The following is a 5,513-nucleotide window of genomic DNA, read 5'->3' as shown; positions in this document are numbered from 1 at the left end:
GTTTCTGACCAAAGCACAGGGAGCGCGAAACGATGACTAAGGCGAAGAAAAGTCTTGTTTGCTGGGCACTCCTGTCGCCGTTCCTCCTGGTAGTTTTGTTTCCCTACGCGACGATGCTGTCGACGTCGTTGAAGCAGAAGGACGAAATATTCACCTTCCATCGCACGTGGTTGCCGCGAGAGCTCTATCTGGGCAACTTCGCGGAACTCATCTTCGAGAAAGGTTTTGGACGGGCATTGGCCAATTCGCTGGCGATCAGTATCGGGGCGACCGTTCTGTCGTTGGCCGTGGCCATACCTGCCGCCTATGCGCTCACCCGGATGAGAGTTCCCGGCAAAGGCGCGCTGACCAATTATCTTCTCATCACCCAGATGATCTCGCCGATCGTCCTGATTGTCGGCCTGTTTCGAATGTTTGCCTATTTCGGCCTGGTCAACAGCCTGCTGTCGGTCGTCATCGCCCACAGCGCCTTCTTCATGGCATTTGCCGTGTGGATGCTGCAGAGCTATTTCGCGACCATTCCGAAGGATCTCGAGGAGGCGGCGTGGATCGACGGCGCCGGCCGGTTCAGCGCCTTCGTCAGGGTATTCCTGCCGCTATGCCTTCCCGGGATCGTCGTCACGGCAATCTTCACCTTCGTCAATTCCTGGAACGAATACGCGATGTCGCTGACGCTGTTGCGTCAAGTCACCCAGCAGACCGCGCCGGTTCAGATCGCGTTCCTGACAGGCACTCTCTACCAAATTGAATGRCATCTCATCATGGCCGCGACGTTGCTTGCGTCGGTGCCTGTCGCAATCGTCTTTGCATCCATCCAGCGCTATCTCATTGGGGGAATGGCGCTTGGTGGGGTCAAGTAGGAGGAGCTGAATGGCTTCGATTAATCTCACCAATATTCGCAAGCAATATGGCGCGGTTACGATCATAGACGACGTCAGTATCGCAATCGAGGATCGCGAATTCGTCGTCCTGGTCGGTCCGTCGGGATGCGGCAAGTCTACGCTTTTGCGGATGATCGCCGGACTGGAATCCATCTCGGGAGGCACCATCGCCATTGACGGCGAGGTCGTTAACGACGTCGGACCGCAGAGACGTGATCTCGCGATGGTGTTTCAGACCTATGCGCTTTATCCGCATATGACGACCGCGCAGAACATCGGCTTTCCCCTGAAGCTGCGCGGCGCCAGCCAGGACGAAATTGGTCGTTCTGTTGCCGAAGTTGCCAGCACGCTGCATCTCGATGCGCTTCTCGACCGGCAGCCGCGTGCCCTTTCGGGAGGACAGCGCCAGCGCGTCGCGATGGGCAGGGCGATGGTGCGAGAGCCGCGGGCTTTCCTGTTCGACGAACCGCTGAGCAATCTCGACGCGAAACTCAGGCACCACATGCGCATCGAGCTCCGCCAATTGCACAAGTCGTTGGGCGCCACGTCAATCTATGTCACGCACGACCAGATCGAGGCGATGACCATGGCCGATCGCATTGTGGTGATGAACCGGGGCAAGGTCGAGCAGGTGGGGACGCCGCTCGAACTTTTCGACAAGCCGGCAAATGTTTTCGTCGCCGGGTTTCTTGGCTCTCCGACAATCAACCTGGGCAACGCAACGTTGGCGGCCGGAGACGGAGCAGCCACGCTCGAATTCCATGCCGGCTCAGGTCCGATCAACCTTGCCAATGTACCACCGTCGGCCCACAAGGAGGTTGTAGCAGGGGTGCGGCCACAACACCTGGAAGTTGTTTCTCCCGAGGGCGCCAAACTCACCGGTACGGTCGATCTCGTCGAGCATACCGGGTGCGAGACCAATGTTATTCTTTCGGTCGGTTCCGGAAAATGGACGGTCCAGTCCCGGACCCGCCAGCATCTCATACAAGGAGAGAACGTCGGGCTCGTCTTCGACCCGACCAACCTCCATCTCTTCGCAGCTGACACGAAGGAGCGTATCCGGTGGTAGAAAAGCGCAAGCGCGACTCTGAARGCGAAGCAAAGCCGGCTGCCAAGAAGCGCGACCCCGAGCGTACCAGGCTCATGATCATCGAAGCAGCTCGCGAGGAATTTGCCGAGAACGGCTACGATGGTGCTCGCACGGATCGGATCGCCATCCGCACGGGCATGAGCAAGGGTGTTCTCTATCACTACTTCAGTTCGAAAGATGATCTGTTCGTAGCCGTCCTGGAAGATATCTACCGGGAGCTTCGCTCGCAGAACGAGGCCCTGGTTCTGGACGAGTTCGAGCCGGAAGCTGGCATCCGCGAACTCATCGCGCACACATACCAGTACTTCGTCGATCATCYGGAATTCATCGTTCTGGTGAACTCCGAAAACCTGATGAAGGCCCAGCACCTTGAGCGATCGGCGAGCATCCGCAGCATGTTCACGCCGCTATCGCGGCGCCTGAGCGAGTTGATCAGCCGCGGTCAGGAGCAGGGCATTTTCCGGTCGAATGTCGATGTCGTCGAACTTTATATCTCGATCGTCGGCCTGGGCTATTTCTTCCTAGCCAATCGCTGGACGCTCGGCGTGGTCTTCAATCGCGATCTGCACGGGAAGGGTGCGGAAGAGGTGCGTCTCCAGCATATGACCGAAATGGTTCTCGACTATCTGCGCAACGTCAAATCCTTGGACGGAAAAGAATGACCGCAAAGCCCCTGATGCTGCCCGATGCCGGTCCGCGGCGCTGGCGCGACGTCGTCGAAACGCCCGCGGTGCTGATCGATCTCGATATCGTCGAACGGAATATCAGTCGCTGTCAGGAGCAGTGTGACAAGCTCGGCGTTACACTCCGGCCCCACATAAAGACGCACAAATTGCCGCTACTGGCGCACGCACAACTGGCGGCGGGGGCTGTTGGCGTGACGGCGCAGAAGATCGGCGAAGCCGAGGTGATGGCCGATGCCGGAATCGATGACATCCTCATTTCCTACAACATTGTCGGCGATCGCAAGCTTGAGCGGCTCAGGCATCTCGCCGAGCGGTGCCACCTTTCGGTGGTTGCCGACAGCGCCGAAGTCGTTGGTGGCCTTGCGCGYACATTCGCGGACGGAAAAAGTGAACTCGGCGTCCTGGTGGAATGCGATACCGGCATGCAGCGGTGTGGCGTCCTGACCCCGGAGGATGCGCTCGAACTGGCCCGGCAGATCTCCAGCTCCCCAGGCTTGCGTTTCGCTGGCGTGATGACCTACCCGGCTCCGGGCCAGGGCAATGCAGCCGGGGAATGGCTGGAGCGTGTTGCTCGAATCATTCGTTCTGCGGGGATCGAAGCCGAAGTCGTGTCGAGCGGCGGAACCCCCGACCTATACGCAATGAAGCATCACGCCAGCCTGACCGAGTACAGGCCTGGCAGCTACATTTACAATGATCGCTCGCTTGTCTCTGCTGGTGCTTGCGGGCCGGAAGATTGCGCGCTGACGGTGCTGACGACCGTCGTCAGTTCGCCCGCGCGAGGCCGAGCGATCGTCGATGCCGGCACGAAGGTGCTGACGTCCGATCTCTTCGGCATGAGCGGCTATGGCATGGTACTGGACCGCCCCGACAGCTCAGTCACTTCTCTCAACGAAGAGCACGGACGGATCGAATATGGCGGCGAGCTGATGCCTTCGGTGGGGGAGTTCCTGCGCATCATCCCCAACCATGCTTGTGTCGTCAGCAACATGGTCGATTGCGTGCATCTCGTCAGGGGAGAGTATTACGTCCGGGCCGAGCCGGTGGCAGCGCGCGGTCGGATCACCTGAGTTCGCTGGACGGAACCGGTCTGCGTCCCGGCTGAGTGTGCCACTTTCGAGGGATGTGGCCAATGTTCTTGTAGTTGAGTCGGAGCGAGCGTCRCAGAGACCACTCGCTCCGCTCAGCAATCATGCCATTGCCGGAAGGCTGGTGGCCTTGGACAAGGCGGCAAAGTTGTCGCGTATGTAGGTCGCGGACCGTAGGGCCAGCGCGGATATCGTCGGCGTCGGATTCACGGTCCCGCCGGTCGCAAGGACGCTCCCGTCGATGATGAACAGGTTGGGCACCTCCCAACTCTGGTTCCAGCCGTTCACCACGGAGGTTTCCGGATCCTTGCCCATCCGGCATGTGCCCAGCATATGCCAGGCGGGCGTCCGGTATACCCCATTCGCATCGCGGTAGTCCTGCAGACGATACTCGACGGCATCGCATGCCTGCGCGAGATCCTTCAGCCGATCCAGCATGTAGTTCATCATGCGCTTGTCGTTTTCACCGGGCGCGTAATGCAGCTTAGCTCCGGGCATTCCGTCCGAATCCGTCCGAGTGTCCAACGTGACGCGATTTTCGGGATTGGGAAGATCATCGCCGATGGCAAAGACGCCGATAGAATGGCCGAAATGATTTTCGAACCATCGATGATGCCCTGATCCCCAGGGCGCATGGGCCGACGAAAGCCATCCGGTAGCCAACTCCCCGGCAGATGGAGTCGAAGTGATGCAGTTGAGGTTGAAGCCGTTCACGAAGCCGCGCGACAGGTCGGTTTCCGCGAATTCGCGACTGATCAGCGAGGCGGCATAGCCCATGTGTCCGTCGACCGGGCGGTCGACCCACATTTCGGACGCCACGAGCGTGTGGTGCAGCAGGTTGCGGCCGACCTGGTCGTTGCCGTTGGCCAAGTTGTCCGAGGCCAGCAGGAGGCGCGGCGTTCCAACGCCGTTGGCTGCCACGACAACAATCCGCGCCTTCTGGAACAAAACCTGGTTGGAGTCGCGATCTATGTAGTAGGCGCCGGTCGCGCGGCCATCCGCTCCCTTCTCGATCTTGAGGACGCGGGCATGGGTTCGCAGTTCACACCCCGCACGCAATGCCTTGGGCCAGATCGATGTCGCGTATTCGTTCATCGAACCGCGAGGGCAGCCATTGCATACGCCGCAATTGTTGCAGGCAGGGCGACCGTCATAGTCTTCCGTGATGACTGATGCCTCGACGGGCCACCAATGCCAATCAAGCTTGTCAAAACCGGCCGAAAGCCGCCGGGCGACGTCGGATACAGGCAGCGGTTGGGTTGGGCAGCGCTCGCGCGGTGGCATTGCAGGGTCACCTGTCAGCCCCGAGACGCCTACGACCTGATCCGCGAGTTCATAGAAGGGGGAGACGTCCTCGTAGGTGATGGGCCAGTCGGGCTGAAGGCCATGTTCGATGCCCTTCCTGAAGTCTGACGGACGGTAGCGGGGCCACAGCCCGCCATAAACGTTGGTCGACCCGCCAACGGCGTTCCACATGAGAATCTGCGATGAGTTGGACTCGACCGGAAAATCGTCTGCGTGGTCGCGCTTGTTGACGTCGGGGTTCCATCTGTTGCGTCTCTGCCAAGACCAGTCTGCATGTCCGTGCGGCCGATCGTCAGCCTTTACCCAGGATCCTTGCTCCAGGCAGACCACGTCGAGTCCAGCCTTCGCGAAGACGAGTGCGGCGAGCGACCCTGTCGCACCGGCGCCGACGATCAGGACGTCGCAGATACGCTGCCGGCTCATCGCTCCATCCCCCAACGTTCGGTAGTTGCTGAACCAAGGT

General features: G+C 59.9%; 5 protein-coding genes. 4 read left to right on the top strand and 1 reads right to left on the bottom strand.

Annotated elements, in window-relative coordinates:
• Nucleotides 1-32: 32 nt before the first annotated feature.
• Genes AC1DUU_RS21560 through AC1DUU_RS21545 form a run of 4 tightly spaced genes read left to right on the top strand, consistent with a single transcriptional unit; the run spans nucleotide 33 to nucleotide 3,727 of the window.
• Nucleotides 33-860: a carbohydrate ABC transporter permease gene (locus tag AC1DUU_RS21560; protein WP_476785433.1), complete on the top strand. Its 828-nt coding sequence runs from the start codon at nucleotides 33-35 to the stop codon at nucleotides 858-860.
• A gap of 10 nt (nucleotides 861-870) precedes the next feature.
• On the top strand, nucleotides 871-1,950 hold the full coding sequence (locus AC1DUU_RS21555) for an ABC transporter ATP-binding protein (protein ID WP_476785432.1): 1,080 nt from the start codon (nucleotides 871-873) through the stop codon (nucleotides 1,948-1,950).
• Nucleotides 1,944-2,633 (top strand): TetR family transcriptional regulator, encoded by a 690-nt coding sequence (locus AC1DUU_RS21550; RefSeq protein ID WP_476785431.1) that lies wholly within the window; start codon nucleotides 1,944-1,946, stop codon nucleotides 2,631-2,633. Before AC1DUU_RS21555 ends, AC1DUU_RS21550 begins: the two co-directional genes overlap by 7 nt.
• Entirely contained in the window at nucleotides 2,630-3,727 is a 1,098-nt protein-coding gene (locus AC1DUU_RS21545) for a D-TA family PLP-dependent enzyme (RefSeq protein WP_476785430.1), read from the top strand. The genes AC1DUU_RS21550 and AC1DUU_RS21545 overlap by 4 nt, the downstream gene beginning before the upstream one ends.
• 120 nt (nucleotides 3,728-3,847) lie before the next feature.
• Here the strand turns inward: AC1DUU_RS21545 and AC1DUU_RS21540 are convergent.
• A partial coding sequence (locus AC1DUU_RS21540; RefSeq protein WP_476785429.1) for a GMC family oxidoreductase occupies nucleotides 3,848-5,513 on the bottom strand: 1,666 nt, incomplete at its 5' end.

It is taken from the genome of Aminobacter sp. P4_H6_2 (assembly GCF_056400805.1).
Note: the sequence above shows the minus strand (reverse complement) of the source record. Positions and strands in the feature narration are given on the sequence as shown.

What these genes read in the sequence shown, in the direction of transcription:
- AC1DUU_RS21555 (WP_476785432.1), top strand. Translation starts at nt 871, where the DNA reads ATGGCTTCGATTAATCTCACCAATATTCGCAAGCAATATGGCGCGGTT.